Source organism: Actinosynnema sp. NPDC037264, assembly GCF_055603705.1.
Window position 1 is genome coordinate 50,437 of sequence record NZ_JBVJVK010000037.1, and the last position, 14,237, is coordinate 64,673.

Genomic DNA, 14,237 nt, shown 5'->3' on the forward strand with positions numbered 1-14,237 from the left:
CCTCGCGTCGGTGTACCGCTGTGTCCGGTACCGCTAACGCCCGTCACGCCGCCTGGACCGCGCGTCCCGGTCCTGGCCGGCCTTTCGGGATTCGCGACGACGGTACTCCGACGGCGGAGCGTGACGACCGGCCATCCTCCGCTCGTCGACGGGAGGCGGCGCGGCCTTGCGGCCGCGGGGAGGCGGTGACGGCCGCACCGGGCGCCGCTTCGGCGGCGGCTTGTAGACCACGGGCGCGGGCAGCTTCAGCACCCCGCCGACCCGGCCGGGGCCCAACGACCGCAACGCCGAGACCGCGTCCGGCTCGTGACGTGCGCAGTTGGCGAGGATGCCGAACACGAACATCGTCGTGACGACCGACGTGCCGCCGGAGGAGATCATCGGCAGCGTGATGCCGGTGACCGGTAGCAGCTGCACGACGTAGCCGATGTTGATCGCGGCCTGCGCGACCAGCCACACCGTCAGCGTCGCGGACACCATGCGGATCCACGGGTCGGTGTTGCGCGCCGCGATCCGCAGGCCTACCACCGCGAGCAGGACGAACAGGCCGAGCACCAGCACGCAGCCGATGAAGCCCAGCTCCTCGCCGATCACGGCGAAGATGAAGTCGCTGTGCACGTTCGGCAGGTAGCGCCACTTCGAGCTGCCGTTGGTGAGGCCCTTGCCGAAGAACCCGCCCTCGGCCAGGGCGTAGAGCGCCTGCAACGCCTGGAGCCCGTCGCCCTGCGGGTCGGCGGCGGGGTTCAGGAAGGTCTGCACGCGCTTGAACCGGTAGTCCGAGCCGAGCGCGAGCACCAACGCGCCCGTCACCGCGCCGATCGCGATGATCCCGAAGATCCGCATGGGCGCGCCCACGAACCAGAGCAGGCTCATCAGCACGACACCCAGCGTGATCGTGCCGCCGAGGTCGGGTTGCAGCATCACCAGCGCGAACACCAGCATCGCCACGGGGACGACCGGGACCAGCAGGTGCCGGTACTGGTCGAGGAGGGCGCGCTTGGTCACCAGGACGTGCGCGCCCCAGAGCGCGAGGGCGAGCTTCGCGGGTTCGATGGGTTGGAACGAGACGGGTCCGATGGTGAACCACGACTGCGCGCCGCCCAGGACCGAGCCGAGCGGGGTCAGCACGAGGACGAGCAGGATGACGCAGACGAGCATCGCCATCGTGCTGCCGTGCCGGATCGTGCGCAGCGGGATGCGCAGGACGATCAGGAAGACGATCGCGCCGACGCCCACGTACAGCAGTTGCTTCTTGAAGACGCTGTAGGCCGACGCGCCCTCCGCGACCTCGCCCGGCGCGGACGCGGACAGCACCATGATCAGCCCGAGCACGGTGAGCATGCCGAAGATCGCGAGCAGCAGGTGGAAGTCCGCCAGCGGACGGCCGAGCCAAGCGGTCAACGACGTCCGCACCGCGACCACGCGCTTGCGCTGCGCTCTGGGCGGTCGCTCCCCCACCGGCTTCCGGTCCACCGCAGTCATGCGCCCATCGTCTCCCGCGCGGCCCGGCGAACGCCGCCAATCGGCCGCGTGTCGCGCGACGCGACCGCGATCACTGCCCGGTGGCCCGGATGGCACTCCCGCGAGTTTCAAAGTACTTTGCAACTATGGGCATCTCGGCGTCCGAGATCAACTTCAGCGACCTGTCGAACAAGCCGGCCGACTCGGTCCGCAAGCTCCAGGAGTCGCCGAGCCGGACGCTGCTCGTGCACCGGCGCGGCGACGAGGAAGACCTGGTGCTCACCACCGTGAGCAGAGCCGAGGAGGTGCGCGAGGTCATCTCGACCACGACCGCCCTCTTCGTGGCTCTTGTGCAGCACAGCGAAAGCGTCCGGGACCTGGTGACCGACGTGATGCCCAAGGCGTTCCCGTGGGTTCGGTTCCTGCCGCGCGAGGACATGCGGGCGTTCGTCGTGGAACTCGTGGAGACGTTGGAGGCCGCCGACTCCCTGGGCACGCCGGCCCCGGTCACGCAGCTCATCAGCGAGTGGCAGCACACAGCCGAGGTCCACGCCGATCCACGGCTCCTCGCGATCCTTCAGCAGGACGGCGAGGACCCGGGTGACGTCCCCGAACCGGGAGCGACCACCGCGTGAGCCCGAAGAAGGGCGACCCGGTCGCACCACCGCCGTGGGCGCGGAGTGGCGCGTTCGCCACTGCACCACCCACCGACTAGACCCTGAACGCTAGACGTTGTCCCGCTTGACACCGGCCAGGAAGATCGCCATGGCCCGGCCGCCGAACGTCAAGGCCGGGCCGGCGGTGTTCTTGCTGTCCCGAACCCGGAACGCGTCAGCCGAAACCGCCACCTCGACGCAGGCACCGGTGCCGTTGCTGCGGCTGCTCTTACGCCACACGGCCACCTCGACGCAGGCACCGCCGCCGTTGCTACGGGTGCTCTTCCGCCACTCCGACCACATCGCGTTCCCCCTCGGCGAGCTAAAGATCTTCGATCACCCTCCTGATCAGCGCGACCGACTCGTGTGGGTCGAGCGCCGCAGCTCGCAGGTGATCCAACACCAGGCTATACCGCTCGACCTCGGCCTCTTCATCCAAATAGAGGCCGCCGGTCAGGTTCTCGATGTAGACCACACTCGGGAAGTCCTCGAACTTCAACAGGTGGAACGCGGTGCCCATGGCCATGTGCTGGCCCTTGCCGAAAGGCAACACCTGGAGTGTCACATTGGGCCGCTCGACCACCTTCGACAGGTGGTTCAGCTGTTCCAGATGCACCTCGCGGCCGCCGACCGCCCGGCGCAGCGCTGCCTCGTCGACAATCGCCCACACCGACAGCGACCCGTCTTCCACTCGGCGCTGCCGGGTCTGGCGCAGCTCAGCGCGCTTGTTGATGACTTCGTCCGTCGCATCGGGTGCGTAGGCGCGCATCGACCACCACGAGTAGGCCGGGGTTTGGAACAGGCCTGGGATGAGGTCGATCTCGAAGATGTTGACCGCCGTGGCTTCGGACTCCAGGACCACGTACTCGGAGAACCAGTCGAACAGGACATCGCCGTACACGTGCCACCAGCCGCGCTTCTTGGCGACCTTCGCCAACCGCAGCAACCAGGACGTCTTCTCGGGTGTGGCCCCGTAGAGCTCCGCGAGCGCCCGGGTGTCCACTATGGACACACCGGTGTACGCCGACTCGATGCGACTGATCTTCGACTTCGAGTAGCCCAGGTTCTCGACCACGTCGTCGAAGTCGAGCCCTGCCTCCTCGCGGAGTTGGGTCAGCGCGCTCGCCAGGACGCGCCGCCGGACTCCAGGGCCTTGGTTCTGCGGCATGGTGCGACATTAGCGGGAAACAGGGCCACTGACCGGGTGAACTTCTGCCGATACGCACATTGCCGTGTTGCATCGAAAGCCGCTGAAGAGCACCTTTGGGCGCATGATCTCCGATGCGCTCGCCCGCGCCTTCCACCTGCTCGACCAGGACATGCTCGGCTACCTGGACGCCGTCGAACTGCTGACCAACGAGCACGAAACCGACGACGACACGGTCCGCGCCATCGCACGCACGGAAGTCCCGCGCCTGGTCGCGGCCCTGCGCGGCACGCTCGGCAACCACCAGGCCGACGCCTTCGGGCTGTGCCTGGGCTGCGCGCCGACCTGGCTCGACGGCCGGTTCACGCGCACGCCGTGGCCGTGCCCGGTGGTCGACGCCGCCCACACCTACCTGAAAGACCCGGACAGCATCTACCCGCGCTGACCGACCAGCCCCACCACCGCGTCGGCGAACGCCTGCCCGCGATGGGCGTAGTCGGTGAACATGTCCATCGACGCGGCGGCCGGGGCGAGCACCACGGCGTCCCCGGGCTTCGCCATCGCACGGGCCTCGTGCACGGCGTCGGCCATGGAGCCCTCGTCCAGCACCACCACCGGCACCGACGGCGCGTGCCGGGCCAGCGCCGAAGCGATCACCTCGCGGTCCGCGCCGATCAGCACCGCCCCGCGCAACCGATGACCTTCATCCCGCACCAGCTCGTCCACCGACGCACCCTTGAGCAGCCCACCCGCCAACCACACGACGCTCTCGTGCGACCGCAACGACGCCGCCGCCGCGTGGGGGTTCGTGGCCTTCGAGTCGTTGACGTACGAAACCCCGTCCACCGTCGCCACGAGCACGGCCCGGTGCGCCCCCGGCGTGAAGTCGCGCAGGCCCTGGGCCACCGCCGCCGCCGACACGCCGTGCGCACGGGCCAGCGCCGCCGCCGCCAGGGCGTCGGCGATCCCGGGAGGCCCACCGGGGTGGACGTCGGCGACCGGCAGCAACACCTCGTCGGCAGGCCCGAACGCCCGGTCGACCAACTGCCCGTCGTGGACGCCGAGCTGGCCTTCCTCCGGCGAGGAGAGCGTGAACCCGACGTGCGCGGCGGCCGGCGACGAGGCCAGCAGCCGCGCCACCACGGGGTCGTCCACCCCGCCGACGGCGACCTCACCGGTCAGGACACCGGCCTTCGCCTCCGCGTACGCCTCGAACGTGCCGTGCCAGTCGAGGTGGTCCTCGGCCAGGTTCAGCAGCACCCCGGCGAACGGCCGCACGGACGGCGACCAGTGCAGCTGGAAGCTCGACAGCTCCACCGCCAGCACCCGGCGCCCGGCCAGCAGGGCGTCCACCACGGGCAGGCCCACGTTGCCGCACGCCACCGCGTCGATCCCGGCCGCGCGCAGGATCGACTCCAGCATCCCGACGGTCGTGGTCTTGCCGTTCGTCCCCGTCACGGCCAGCCACGTCGGCGGGTCGGCCAGCTCCAGCCCCATCCGCCAGGCCAGCTCGACCTCGCCGATCACCTCGATGCCCGCCGACGTCGCCGCCTCCAGCAGCGGGCTGGACGGACGCCACCCCGGGCTGGTCACGACCAGGTCCGTCCCCGAGGGCGGCTCGACCAGGCCGGGCGTCAGCGTCACGCCGGGCAGCAGCTGTTCCAGCGCGGCGAGGCGGTCGGCCGAACCGTCGGTGACGGTGACGACCGCGTCCGCCGCCAGCAACGCCTCCGCCGCCGACCGGCCGGTCACCCCGGCGCCGGCCACGAGGACGTGACGACCTGCGAGGAATCCCATCGTCAGCTCTCGACCGCGGTCAGCCACTCGCTGTAGAACAGGCCGAGCCCGAGCATGCAGCACATGCCCGCGAGCAGCCAGAACCTGATGATCACCGTGGTTTCCGCCCACCCGGCGAGTTCGAAGTGGTGGTGGAACGGCGCCATGCGGAACAACCGCCGTCGTGACGTCCGGAAGACCGCGACCTGCAGGACCACCGACAGCGCCTCGACCACGAACAGACCGCCGATGACGACCATCAGCAGCTCGGTGCGCGTGGCGATGGACAGGCCGGCGACCAGACCGCCCAGCGCGAGCGAGCCCGTGTCACCCATGAAGATCTTGGCCGGCGCGGCGTTCCACCACAGGAAGCCGATGCAGCCGGCCATCGCGGCGGCGGCCACCAGCGCGAGGTCCAGCGGGTCGCGCACGTCGTAGCAGCCGGCCACGAGCAGGTTCGAGCAGTTGTAGCGGAACTGCCAGAAGCTGATCACCACGTAGGTGCCGAGCACCATCGCGGACGTGCCGCCGGCCAGGCCGTCGAGGCCGTCGGTCAGGTTCACCGCGTTGGACCAGGCGCTGATCGCGGCGTAGCAGAACACCACGAACCCGACCACGCCGAACGACACCACGGCGATGTCGCGCACGAACGACAGGTTCACCGAGGCGGGCGTCATCCCGTCCTTGTTCGGGAACTGGATGACCAGCACGGCGAAGATGATCGTGGCCACGAACTGGCCGACCAGCTTCGCGGTCTTGTTCAGGCCCAGGTTGCGCTGCTTGCGGATCTTGATGAAGTCGTCCAGGAAGCCGACGACGCCCAGCGACGTGGTCAGCATCAGCACCAGCAGGCCGGACGCGCTCGGCGTCTGGTCCTGCGCGGACGCCGACATCGAGTTCACCAGGTGCGAGCCGAGGTAGCCCGCCCACATCGCGACCAGGATGGCGACGCCGCCCATGGTGGGCGTGCCGCGCTTGGTCTTGTGGCTCTGCGGTCCCTCTTCACGGATCTCCTGGCCGAAACCCTGCCGGGAGAAGATCTTGATCAGGTACGGCGTCAGCATGATCGACGTGATCAGGGCGATGGCCGCCGCGATCAGGATGCTCTTCACTTGCTGACCGCCTCCAGGAGAGCCTCGGCAACCCGCCACAGGCCGTATGAGTTGGATGCCTTCACCAGGACGACGTCACCCGGCCGCACCTGGTCGCGCAGCAGCTCGACGGCCGCCGTCACGTCGGGCACCAGAATCGCTTCTTCGCCCCAAGATCCTTCCAGGTGCGCCCCCTGGTGCATCGCGCGGGCGTCCTGACCGACCACGACCAGCTTGTTGATGTCCAAGCGGACCGCGAGCCGGCCGATCTCGTCGTGCGCGCGGATCGAGTCCGCGCCCAGTTCGGCCATCGGGCCCAGCACCGCCCAGCTGCGGCGGGCGGGCGTGGCGGACCGGGAGATGGTGGCGAGCGACTTCAGCGCCGCGCGCACCGACTCCGGGTTGGCGTTGTACGCATCGTTGATGACGGTCACACCGTCAGGACGTTCGGAGACCGCCATGCGATGCGCGGACACCCGTTCGGCCGAGCCCAGGCTCCGCGCGATCTGGTCCGGGGTCGCGCCGAGTTCGAGCGCGATGGCGGCGGCGGTGAGGGCGTTGCCGACCTGGTGCGGCCCGTGGACGGCCAGTCGGACGTCCGCCTCGCCCTCCGGGGTGACCAGGGTGAACCGCGCGCGGGCCTGCTCGTCCAGCTCGATGTCCTTGGCCCGGACCTGCGCGGACGGGTTCTCGCCGACGAAGACGACCTTGGCCTGGGTGCGGCCGGCCATCCCCGCGACGAGGGGGTCGTCGGCGTTGAGGACCGCGATGCCGTCCTCGGGCAGGGCCTCGACCAGCTCGCCCTTGGCCTTGGCGATGTTCTGCCGCGAGCCGAACTCGCCGACGTGCGCGCTGCCGACGTTCAGGACCGCGCCGACGCGGGGCACGGCGACCTGGCACAGCTCGGCGATGTGGCCGATGCCCCGGGCGCTGAGCTCGAGGACCAGGAACCGGGTGTCCTCGTCGACGCGCAACGCCGTCCAGGGGTGGCCGAGCTCGTTGTTGAACGACCCCGGCGGCGCGATCGTCGGGCCCAGCGGCGCGAGGACCTGGGCGATGAGGTCTTTGGTGGACGTCTTGCCGGACGACCCCGTCACGCCGACGACGGTCAGGTGCTCCAGCCGGTCCGTGACGTGCCGGGCGAGCTTGGCCAGCGCCTTCAGCACGGCCGCGCCCGCGCCGTCGGTGTCGCCGGACAGCACGTAGGCGTTGCCCTCGGTCCGGTCGACGGGTGGCGCGATGACGGCGGGCGCGTCGACCTCCCGGCCCGCCAGCACGCCGACCGCGCCCCGCTCCACGGCCTGGGCGGCGAAGTCGTGGCCGTCGACCCGTTCGCCGGGCAGCGCCAGGAACAGGCCGCCGGGCGTGACCTCGCGGGTGTCGAACTCGACGCTGCCGGTGACCACCTCGGCCCCGGTGGCCTGGTGGAGCTTGCCGCCGACGACCTCGGCGATCTCGGCGAGGCTGAGCTGGATCACCGGGTGGCTCCTCTGATCGCGCCGGTCAGTGCGTCCACGTCGGAGAACGGCTGCACGACGCCCGCGATCTCCTGGCCGGTCTCGTGGCCCTTGCCCGCGACCACGACGACGTCGCCGGTGCGCGCCAGGGAGACGGCGTGCTCGATGGCGCGGCCGCGGTCGCCGATCTCCACGACCTCGCCGCGCTCGTCCTCCGGCACGGCCAGCGCGCCGTGCAGCATCGCGGCGCGGATCCGCGCCGGGTCCTCCGTGCGCGGGTTGTCGTCGGTGACGATCAGGACGTCGCTGCGCCGTGCCGCCTCCTCGCCCATGAGGGGGCGCTTGGCCGTGTCGCGGTCGCCGCCGCAGCCCAGGACCGTGATGACGCGGCCGGTGGCGCGGGCGCGGACCGCGTCGAGCGCGAGGGCGACGGCGGCCGGCTTGTGCGAGTAGTCCACGACGGCGGTGAAGTCCTGGCCCTCGTCGACGCGCTGCATCCGGCCGGGCACCTGGACGTTCTTGAGGCCCTCGCGGACGGCTTCGAGCGGGATGCCCCGGACGTGCAGGCAGGCGATGGCCAGCAGGGCGTTGGCGACGTTGAAGTCGCCGGGGAGGCTGAGCTCGACGTCGAGCGCGACGCCGTCCGGGCCGTGCGCGGTGAACGCCTGCTCGCCCGTGGCGGACACGGTGACGTCGGTGGCCGTCCAGTCGGCGGGCTTCGTGGTCGCGACCGTGACGGTGGCGTCCTTGACCAGGCGCGGGCCCCACTCGCCGTCCACGCAGACCACCTCGGCCCTGGCCCGGCCGTCGAACAGCTCGGCCTTGGTCCGGAAGTAGTCCTCCATGTCCGGGTGGAAGTCCAGGTGGTCCTGGGAGAGGTTGGTGAACGCGCCGACCGCGAACCCCACGCCGCCGACCCGGCCGAGGCGCAGCGCGTGGCTGGAGACCTCCATGACGACGTCCGTGGTGCCGCACTCGGCCATCGCGGCCAGCAGGGCTTGCAGGTCGGGCGCCTCGGGGGTGGTCAGGGCGCTGTCGAGCCGGGCGCCCGCGACGCGCGTCTCGACCGTGCCGATGAGCCCGGTGGCGCGACCGGCCGCGACCAGGGCCGACTCGATCATGTAGCTGGTGGTGGTCTTGCCGGAGGTGCCCGTCACGCCCCACACGGCGAGCTTGGTGGACGGCTCGCCGTAGACGCCGGAGGCCAGCAGCCCGAGGACCGCGCGGGGGTCCGGGTGCACCAGCACGGGCACGCCGTGGACCTTCGCCGCGCCTTCCTCGTCGGTCAGCACGGCCACCGCGCCGTGCTCCACGGCTTGGGCGGCGAAGTCGGCGCCGTGCACCCGCGTGCCCGGCAACGCGGCGAACAGGTCGCCGGGTCGCACGTGCTGGGCACGCAACGTCACGCCGCTGACCTGGACGTGCGCCCGGTCCGGGGCGGTCAGGTGGGCGTCGATGGTCGTGGCGAGCTCGGACACGGCAACGGGCTGGGTGCGGGAAGGGCGAGGCGGAGCGGTCGCGACCTTGCCCTCGAGCTTGGCAGGCACGCGCGGAAGGCTACCGGCGCACGGAGAGTGTTCGGCCGGCACGTCCACTCCGGACCGGTTTTCCCGTCCCACCACCCCACTGAACCTGAATTGTTTTGCATATTGAGGGAGGTGAGGGCCGGTTGCCGTGCGGTGGGACGACGCGGATCAGCAGTCGCCCCGGTAAGCGACCGCGGTTTCGCGGGCGGCGGTCGTCGGCTCGTCGTTCAACACCGCGATCGCCTCCGCGGCGGGCACGCCCTCGGTCAGCTTGCGCTTCGCCTCGGCCGCCGCCAGGGCGACCGCGCTGAAGTGGTGGCCCATCTCGGGGTGGTCCGCGAGCAGCAAACCGTGCACCGCCATGCTGCTGACGTAGACGTTCACCGTCCGCCGCTCCTCCGGGGTCTCCCCGTCGGCCAGCGCGAACCTGGCCAGGTCGTACATCGGACCGGCGGCGGTGACGAACGCGTTCAGGTCCGAGCACACCTCGACGAGGGACTTGCCCGCGGTCGTCGACGGCGCCGGTGAGGACGAGACCGGTGCCGGCGGCGAAACGGCCACGTCACCGGAACCGGAACCGCACGCCACCAAGGCGACCATCGCGACGCCCGCCACCGCCACCGCTACCGGCCGGCCGAGTTCTCCCATGCCGGGCACGGTAGGCGGCGGCGACCCGGCGCCACCGGCGTTGGCAGGAACCGGACGTCACCGCACCAGCGGCACGATCGGGCTCTGCTCGGCCGACATCGGGATCTGGTAGCGCTGCGCCAGGTACGACGCGACGTCGTGGAACAGCGGCGCGGCCGACTGGGGGTTGCCGGTCGGGTTGTCGAGCATGATGCCGACCACGAACCGGGGGTCCTCGGCCGGCAGCATGCCGGCGAACGTGATCCAGTACTGCGAACTGCTGTAACAGCCGCACTTCGGGTCGATCTGCTGCGCCGTGCCCGTCTTGCCGCTGATCTGGTACCCCGGCAGCGCGGCCGGCGTGCCCGTGCCGCTCTGCAGCGCCGAGTCCGACCCCGGCGCCTTCTGCACCACCGCGCGGAACATGTCGCGCACCGTCTTGGCCGTCTGCGGCGACACGACCCGCTCGGTCTCGGCCGGGCCGATCTCCTTGCGGCTGCCGTCGGCGGACACCTCGGCGCGCACGATCCGCGGCGCGATGCGCACGCCGTCGTTCGCGATCGCCTGGTACATCCCGGTCATCTGCAGCAACGTCATGTTCAGGCCCTGCCCGATCGGCAGGTTGCCGAACGTCGAGCCGGACCACTGCTTCAGCGGCGGCACGTACCCGGGCTCCTCGCCGGGCAGCCCGGACTGGGTCCGCTCGCCCAACCCGAACTTGCGCAGCATGTCCGAGTAGCGGTCCTGGCCGATCTTCTGCGCGGTCATCAGCGTGCCCACGTTGGACGACTTCGCGAACACGCCGGTGAACGTCATGTCCAGCGGGCCGTGGTCCCACCAGTCACCGATCACCCGGTCGGCGACCTCGATGCGGCCGTCCACCCGCAGCACGCTGTCCGGCTGGTAGATGCCGTCCTCGACGGCCGTCGCGGCGGTCACCACCTTGTTCACCGAACCCGGCTCGAACACCGAGGTGACCGCGACGTTGCGCTTCTGGTCGTCGGAGGCCTTGCCGAAGTCGTTCGGGTCGAACGTCTTGTCGTTGGCCATCGCCAGGATCTCGCCGGTCCGGCTGTCCAGCACCACCGCGGAACCGCTGCGCGCCGCCGTCCTGGTCGTGTAGTCGGTGACCATGCGCTGCAACGCGTACTGCGTGTCCAGGTCCAGCGTCAGCTCGAGGCTCTTGCCGGGGGTGGCGGCGGCCAGCTCCTGCGACCGGCCCGGTCCCGGGATGACCACGTCGTCGTTGCCCTGCATGGTGTCCACGACGCGCAGCCCGTTGCGACCGGCGAGCAGGTTGTCCTGCGCGATCTCCAGCCCCAGCAGGCCGTGCGTGGCGGGCGGCTCCGCGTCCTTGCGCCAGTTCGCCGCGCCGATGATGTTCGACGCCAGCTCGCCGTTCGGGTACACGCGCACGGCCCGCGCCTCGGAGCCGACGTTGTAGTACTTCTCCGTGATGATCGCGGCCTTGCCCGGGTCGACGTTGTCCACCAGCTCCACGTACGTGGTGTCCCGGGACAGCTTCGCGAGCATGGTGTCCCGGTCCGTCTTCTGCCCGGCGACCTCCTTGCCCAGCGTCTGCTCGATGAACGCGGCGATGTCGGCGATCCGGTCCTCGAAGCTGCCGATGTCCGGGTCGTCCTCCAGCGCCTTCGCCCACTCCTGGCGCATCCGCTGCGGCACGACGTAGAGAGCGCGCGCCTCGACGCTGAACGCCAGCTGGTTGCCGTTGCGGTCCAGGATCGAGCCGCGCGGCGCCAGGATGTCGATCTTCGTGGCGCGCTGCTGCTCGGCCTGCGCGGACAACGCCTCCGCCTGGAAGCCCTGCACCTGCACCAGCTTGAGGCCGGCCAGGAGCAGCGCGCCGACCAGCAGCAGCCGGCCCACGGCGAGGCGGACCCGGCTGTTGCCGCCGCGCCGCGCCCGGGGAGCGGGTCCGCGGACGGACAACGGGCGTCGCACGGGTCTGCCCCGGCTGGGCCCCGGCATCACTGACCTCCTGGTACCGGCTGTCGCACTGGTTGTTCGCGCCTGTGGTCCGAGCCTGCGTTCAGCCCTGCGGTGGCTGTTGGCCGCCCGCCTGCTGACCGGTCTGGTCGCCGGCGGGCGGTTGCTGCCCGGTCTGGTCGCCGGCCGGCGGTTGCTGCCCGGCCGGGTCCTGCGCGGGCGGCGTGGTGGACGACGTGGGCGGTGGCGGCGGCTGCACCGCGGACGGCTTGCCGTACACCTCGACCGTGCCGTCCGGCAGCTGCCGCAACCGCGCCGGATCGCCCGCCGGGACCAGGCCGAGCTTCGTCGCGGCGTCGGCGAGGCCCGGCGGCGACTCGGCCAGCGCGACCTCCCGCCGCAGCTGCTCGACCTGCCGGGCGAGCCTGGTCTCCTCGGCCCGCGCGTCCTGCAACCGGTACGAGTCCGCGGTCGCCGCGGTCGCCAGCCACATGATCGCCGCGATGCCGACGCCGAGCACGACCATCACCATCACCACGAACGGCGCCTTGGGCGCCACCGTCGGCTGGCGGGTCACCGAAGGGCGGCGCTTCGACGACGTGCGCTGGGCACGCCGCGCGTAGGCCCGCTCCGCCGCGGCCGAACGGCGGCGCTCCGCCGGCACGGCCTTCAGCGCGCGTTCACGGGGCTTGGACGATCTGGCCGCGGACGGCACACCGCCGCCGGACCTCGCCGGCGCGGTCATGTCGCCTCCCGGATGCGTTCCGCCGCCCGCAGCCGCACGGAGGCGGCCCTGGGGTTCTCCTCGATCTCCTGCTCGTTCGCCTGCTCCGCGCCCCTGGTCACCATCCGCAGCTGGGGACCGTGCCCCGGCAGCTCGACCGGCAGGTCCTGCGGTGACGTCGACGTGGCCAGGGCGGTGAAGGCGCGCTTGACCATCCGGTCTTCCAACGACTGGTAGGACTCCACGACGATCCGCCCGCCGACGGCCAGCACCGACAGCGCGGCGGGCAGCGCCAGGCGCAGCGACTCCAGCTCCTCGTTCACCTCGATGCGCAGCGCCTGGAACGTCCGCTTCGCCGGGTGGCCGCCCGTCCGGCGGGTCGCCGCGGGCACCACGTCGTAGAGCAGCTCGACCAGCCGACCGCTGGTGGTGAACGGCTCGCGCTCGCGCTCCCGCGCCACGGCGCCGGCGATCTTGCGGGCGAACCGCTCCTCGCCGTAGTCGCGCAGGATCCGGGTCAGGTCGTCCACCGAGTACGTGTTCAGCACGTCGGCCGCCGTCATGCCGGTGCCCGCGCTCATCCGCATGTCCAGCGGCGCGTCCTTGGAGTAGGCGAACCCGCGCTCCTCGGCGTCCAGCTGCAGCGAGGACACCCCGAGGTCCATCAGGATCCCGTCGACCTTCGCGCCGCCGACCGCCTCGGCGATCCCGTCGTAGGTGGTCTGCACGAACTCCACGCGATCGGCGAACGGCGCCAGGCGCCGCCGCGACAGCTCGATGGCCTGCGGGTCGCGGTCCAGCCCGATCAGCCGCACGCGCGGGTGCGCCCGCAGCACCGCTTCGGAGTGCCCGCCGAGGCCGAGCGTGCAGTCGACGAACACGGCGTCCCGATCGGCCAGCGCGGGGGCCAGGAGGTCCAGGACGCGGTCGAGCAGCACCGGCACGTGACGCGCCTGCTCCACCATGTCCCCTCCCTCGATGGTCCCCCCTCACAAGACAAGAAATTCGGGTGTCGTCAGGTCCCCGCCCGCCCGTCGGACCTGGCGCCGGGGAAGGTGCGCCAGGGCCGAAAGCCGAGCGGACCGAGGCCTCACGGCACCCGAAACCTCGAAGCAAACGGCCGTTCCAGCCGATCTAGAAGACGCCGGGCAGCACCTCCTCGCGCGCCGTGGCGTAGCTGTCCTCGTGTTCCTCGAGGTAGCGCTGCCACGCCTGCGCGTCCCAGATCTCCAGCCGGTTGATCGCGCCGATGACCACGCACTCCTTGGTCAGCCCCGCGTACCGCCGCAGCTCCGGTGCGATCGACACCCGGCCCTGGCCGTCCGGCCGCTGCTCGTCCGTCCCCGCGAACAGGTAGCGCTGGTAGGCGCGGACGGCCTCGTTGGTGAACGGAGCGTCCGCGACCTTGCGCGCCATCTGCTCGAACTCCGCCCGGGGGAACACGTAGAGGCAGTGGTCCTGGCCCTTGGTGACCATGAGACCCCCCGCTAGCGCGTCCCGGAACTTCGCAGGCAGCGTCAGTCGGCCCTTGTCGTCCAGCCTCGGGTAGTGCGTGCCCAGGAACACGGCGCCCACCTCCCGACGCCGGAAGCTTCACTTCCGACCGGCAGTGGAGCCCCCGTCTGCCCCACCGGCCGCCACAGTACCCCACTTTTCACCACAGTCAACGCTGAAACGGGTGGTTGCACGGCCTGTGGCGAAGCGTTTACGCAGGTAGAACGAAGATGTCCACCGTGGAGGGTGGTGGGGGACGCCGAGCGCGACCACCTCCGCGGGTGAGCCGAACCGGCCCGAACTCCACCCGGATGGCCCAGTGAAATCGGGC

14 protein-coding genes are annotated in these 14,237 nt (G+C 71.2%); 2 read left to right on the plus strand and 12 right to left on the minus strand.

Annotated features, from left to right (window positions below; translation table 11 throughout):
* Positions 1 to 33 precede the first annotated feature (33 nt).
* Positions 34 to 1,482: a putative lipid II flippase FtsW gene (gene ftsW, locus ACZ7GX_RS30990; protein ID WP_498781752.1), complete on the minus strand. Its 1,449-nt coding sequence runs from the start codon at positions 1,480 to 1,482 to the stop codon at positions 34 to 36.
* A gap of 125 nt (positions 1,483 to 1,607) precedes the next feature.
* Between ftsW and ACZ7GX_RS30995 the strand changes: the two genes are divergently transcribed.
* Positions 1,608 to 2,096, plus strand: coding sequence for a hypothetical protein (locus tag ACZ7GX_RS30995; RefSeq protein WP_498781753.1), 489 nt, complete (start codon positions 1,608 to 1,610; stop codon positions 2,094 to 2,096).
* 90 nt (positions 2,097 to 2,186) lie between these two features.
* Here ACZ7GX_RS30995 and ACZ7GX_RS31000 read toward each other — a convergent pair whose 3' ends face one another.
* Both ACZ7GX_RS31000 and ACZ7GX_RS31005 read right to left on the minus strand, forming a co-directional pair.
* Positions 2,187 to 2,420: a DUF397 domain-containing protein gene (locus ACZ7GX_RS31000; protein WP_498781754.1), complete on the minus strand. Its 234-nt coding sequence runs from the start codon at positions 2,418 to 2,420 to the stop codon at positions 2,187 to 2,189.
* 19 nt (positions 2,421 to 2,439) lie between these two features.
* Complete coding sequence (locus ACZ7GX_RS31005; protein ID WP_498781755.1) at positions 2,440 to 3,285, minus strand: helix-turn-helix domain-containing protein; 846 nt, start codon at positions 3,283 to 3,285, stop codon at positions 2,440 to 2,442.
* Between the two features lie 103 nt (positions 3,286 to 3,388).
* Here ACZ7GX_RS31005 and ACZ7GX_RS31010 point away from each other — a divergent pair, with 103 nt between their 5' ends.
* Complete coding sequence (locus tag ACZ7GX_RS31010; protein ID WP_498781756.1) at positions 3,389 to 3,709, plus strand: hypothetical protein; 321 nt, start codon at positions 3,389 to 3,391, stop codon at positions 3,707 to 3,709.
* On the opposite strand, the gene murD is transcribed toward ACZ7GX_RS31010, so the two are convergent.
* The 9 genes from murD to mraZ all read right to left on the minus strand — a co-directional run bounded on the left by murD (position 3,697) and on the right by mraZ (position 13,978).
* Positions 3,697 to 5,061 carry a UDP-N-acetylmuramoyl-L-alanine--D-glutamate ligase gene (murD, locus tag ACZ7GX_RS31015; protein ID WP_498781757.1) on the minus strand — a complete coding sequence of 455 codons (1,365 nt, stop codon included), beginning with the start codon at positions 5,059 to 5,061 and terminating at the stop codon, positions 3,697 to 3,699. The genes ACZ7GX_RS31010 and murD overlap by 13 nt on opposite strands.
* Positions 5,062 to 5,063: 2 nt before the next feature.
* Positions 5,064 to 6,152: a phospho-N-acetylmuramoyl-pentapeptide-transferase gene (gene mraY, locus ACZ7GX_RS31020; RefSeq protein WP_230570221.1), complete on the minus strand. Its 1,089-nt coding sequence runs from the start codon at positions 6,150 to 6,152 to the stop codon at positions 5,064 to 5,066.
* Positions 6,149 to 7,609, minus strand: a complete 1,461-nt coding sequence (locus ACZ7GX_RS31025) for a UDP-N-acetylmuramoyl-tripeptide--D-alanyl-D-alanine ligase (RefSeq protein WP_498781758.1) — start codon at positions 7,607 to 7,609, stop codon at positions 6,149 to 6,151. Before ACZ7GX_RS31025 ends, mraY begins: the two co-directional genes overlap by 4 nt.
* Positions 7,606 to 9,135 (minus strand): UDP-N-acetylmuramoyl-L-alanyl-D-glutamate--2,6-diaminopimelate ligase, encoded by a 1,530-nt coding sequence (locus ACZ7GX_RS31030; RefSeq protein ID WP_498781759.1) that lies wholly within the window; start codon positions 9,133 to 9,135, stop codon positions 7,606 to 7,608. Before ACZ7GX_RS31030 ends, ACZ7GX_RS31025 begins: the two co-directional genes overlap by 4 nt.
* A 147-nt stretch (positions 9,136 to 9,282) precedes the next feature.
* A complete protein-coding gene (locus ACZ7GX_RS31035; RefSeq protein ID WP_498781760.1) occupies positions 9,283 to 9,762 on the minus strand; it encodes a hypothetical protein in 480 nt (159 codons plus the stop codon).
* Between the two features lie 57 nt (positions 9,763 to 9,819).
* Positions 9,820 to 11,703, minus strand: a complete 1,884-nt coding sequence (locus tag ACZ7GX_RS31040) for a peptidoglycan D,D-transpeptidase FtsI family protein (RefSeq protein WP_498781761.1) — start codon at positions 11,701 to 11,703, stop codon at positions 9,820 to 9,822.
* An 88-nt stretch (positions 11,704 to 11,791) separates the two neighbouring features.
* The gene (ftsL, locus tag ACZ7GX_RS31045; RefSeq protein ID WP_498781762.1) at positions 11,792 to 12,433 is read right to left on the minus strand and encodes a cell division protein FtsL; all 642 of its coding nucleotides are present in this window, start codon (positions 12,431 to 12,433) and stop codon (positions 11,792 to 11,794) included.
* Positions 12,430 to 13,377: a 16S rRNA (cytosine(1402)-N(4))-methyltransferase RsmH gene (gene rsmH, locus ACZ7GX_RS31050; protein ID WP_498781763.1), complete on the minus strand. Its 948-nt coding sequence runs from the start codon at positions 13,375 to 13,377 to the stop codon at positions 12,430 to 12,432. The genes ftsL and rsmH overlap by 4 nt, the downstream gene beginning before the upstream one ends.
* Before the next feature lie 169 nt (positions 13,378 to 13,546).
* Positions 13,547 to 13,978: a division/cell wall cluster transcriptional repressor MraZ gene (gene mraZ / locus ACZ7GX_RS31055; RefSeq protein WP_053715381.1), complete on the minus strand. Its 432-nt coding sequence runs from the start codon at positions 13,976 to 13,978 to the stop codon at positions 13,547 to 13,549.
* Positions 13,979 to 14,237: the final 259 nt, after the last annotated feature.

Bases quoted from the DNA above. Each gene is read 5' to 3' on its own strand.
- ftsL (WP_498781762.1), bottom strand. From the start codon at position 12,433: ATGACCGCGCCGGCGAGGTCCGGCGGCGGTGTGCCGTCCGCGGCCAGA.
- ACZ7GX_RS31005 (WP_498781755.1), bottom strand. From the start codon at position 3,285: ATGCCGCAGAACCAAGGCCCTGGAGTCCGGCGGCGCGTCCTGGCGAGC.
- ACZ7GX_RS31000 (WP_498781754.1), bottom strand. From the start codon at position 2,420: ATGTGGTCGGAGTGGCGGAAGAGCACCCGTAGCAACGGCGGCGGTGCC.
- murD (WP_498781757.1), bottom strand. From the start codon at position 5,061: ATGGGATTCCTCGCAGGTCGTCACGTCCTCGTGGCCGGCGCCGGGGTG.
- rsmH (WP_498781763.1), bottom strand. From the start codon at position 13,377: ATGGTGGAGCAGGCGCGTCACGTGCCGGTGCTGCTCGACCGCGTCCTG.
- ftsW (WP_498781752.1), bottom strand. From the start codon at position 1,482: ATGACTGCGGTGGACCGGAAGCCGGTGGGGGAGCGACCGCCCAGAGCG.
- ACZ7GX_RS31035 (WP_498781760.1), bottom strand. From the start codon at position 9,762: ATGGGAGAACTCGGCCGGCCGGTAGCGGTGGCGGTGGCGGGCGTCGCG.
- ACZ7GX_RS31010 (WP_498781756.1), top strand. From the start codon at position 3,389: ATGATCTCCGATGCGCTCGCCCGCGCCTTCCACCTGCTCGACCAGGAC.
- ACZ7GX_RS30995 (WP_498781753.1), top strand. From the start codon at position 1,608: ATGGGCATCTCGGCGTCCGAGATCAACTTCAGCGACCTGTCGAACAAG.